This is a genomic window from Bacteroides sp. 1001136B_160425_E2, assembly GCF_015559655.1.
In the GTDB taxonomy this organism is placed as follows: Bacteria; Bacteroidota; Bacteroidia; order Bacteroidales; family Bacteroidaceae; genus Bacteroides; species Bacteroides luhongzhouii.
In genome coordinates, this window is record NZ_JADMQH010000052.1 from 1 (window position 1) to 1928 (window position 1928).

The following is a 1928-nucleotide window of genomic DNA, read 5'->3' on the forward strand; positions in this document are numbered from 1 at the left end:
AAATCGAGTAGGAGGAAAACGAAAGCTTTCTTCCTACTTTCGTTTTCCGACCTCTCACACCACCGTACGTGCCGTTCGGCATACGGCGGTTCCTATTTTGGATACCATTCGAGATAACTATCCGTCAGCGTGATATACCCTGCCTTTTTCAGATTCTCATTTGATAAGGCTCGTGTCAAAATCGGGCTGTCGGCTATACGCCAATTACCAAGACGTGTGTTCCCCCATTGATAGGCTTGCCGGGCGGCTATGCCACATCGTTTGAGGTTGATTATCCTCGTCTTGGGTTTCTTCCATGCTTTCCATATACACATTCGTATCCGTCGCCTTAACCATTCATCGGTTTCAAGGCAAAGCCGTTTTATCTGAGCAAGATGATAGTACCCTATCCAACCCCGTATGTACTCTTTCAGCTTCTGTTTCCTGCGTTCATAGCCCCAACCATTACTGCGACTCGTCAACTCTTTGAGCTTGGCTTTCATATTGGTTTTGGTTTTGGGATGTACAGCAAGCAGACATTTGCCTTTGTTTACATAAAAGGAGTAGCCGAGGAATTTAACTCCTCGTACATAGGACACTACGGTTTTCTCCCGATTTACTTTCAGAAAGAGTTTCCCCTCGATAAATCGTGTGATACTTGACTTTACACGCTGTGCGGCTCGTTTGGATTTACAGAATATCAGGGCATCATCGGCATATCGGACAAAGGGGTGTCCTCGGAGTTCGAGTTCCTTATCCAATTCGTTGAGCATTATGTTACTCAACAGCGGACTTAGAGGTCCACCTTGCGGTGTGCCCTCTTCGCTCGCTTCAAAAACTCCTCGGGTGATTACTCCGCTGCTTAGATATCTGTGTATTAGACTGACTACTCTGCCGTCTGTTACCGTGCGGCTGAGGATTTCTATGAGCTTGCTGTGATTTACGGTATCGAAGAAGCGTTCAAGGTCGAGGTCGACCACATATCGGTAGCCGATCTCAACTATCTCTTGCGCCTTTCGTAGCGCACTATGGCAGCTCCGATTGGGACGGAAGCCGTAGCTAGTCCGAGAGAACTGTCGCTCATAGATTGGGGTCAGTGCTTGGTTGATGGCTTGCTGGACTAATCGGTCTACTACAGTGGGGATTCCCAATAGCCGCTTCTTTCCGTTGTCTTTGGGTATCTCTACCCTGCGGACAGGATTGGGACGGTATGTCCCTTGTTGCAAGGAACTTGTCAACTCATTCTTGTTGGCCAAGAGCCACGGTAGCAATTGCTCACACGACATCTTGTCAATACCGCCACTGCCCTTATTGCCTACCACTGCCTTGTACGCGCGGTTAAGATTATCGGGACTGAGAATGAGTTCCAATAAATGTGCCTTGTCGAATGGTACTTCCGCGAAGTTGTCTTCACATATCCACATGAAAGTCTGCACTCCCTCATACCTTTTGGTTGCAGACCTATCTCTTTGAGGGCAGTCATTAGCTTGGGCTGATGTTTTCTGCATTCTTACTTTCATACAGTACGTTTCAATTACTTTCGCTTAATTATTAGGTTCTGCCCTTCGTGGGTTGTATTGACTTTTTTTCCCACTACTATGGCGTCTGCTGACTTCTCACGGCAAGCTTTACTCCACAACTTTCGTAAAAAAAAACTATTTGCTGTGTCCGTGAGACCTCCCCGATTAAGAACATAATCTTTCTCACTTATACTTGCTTGATTTACACCACTCGTTCCGAATAGCTATAGGGCTTTAGTCCGTCGTGCGACCTTACCCACGAGCATGTGCCTTAATATCAAGTTTCTGTTCGTCAAGTCAGTGATTTGCCTACGGCTTCCTTCAGATTCCGCATCGCTACGGACACCCTTGCCTTTGGCTGTACGCTTGCCGCTATTAAGCTGCGTTAGGGACTTGCACCCGTTAGACTATGCCCATGTCGGGCGAACA

At 47.3% G+C, this 1928-nt stretch carries 1 protein-coding gene; it reads right to left on the reverse strand.

Annotated features, from left to right (window positions below):
* Nucleotides 1–92: 92 nt before the first annotated feature.
* Nucleotides 93–1499, reverse strand: a complete 1407-nt coding sequence (gene ltrA / locus I2I04_RS23050) for a group II intron reverse transcriptase/maturase (RefSeq protein WP_195655941.1) — start codon at nucleotides 1497–1499, stop codon at nucleotides 93–95.
* Nucleotides 1500–1928 lie beyond the last annotated feature (429 nt).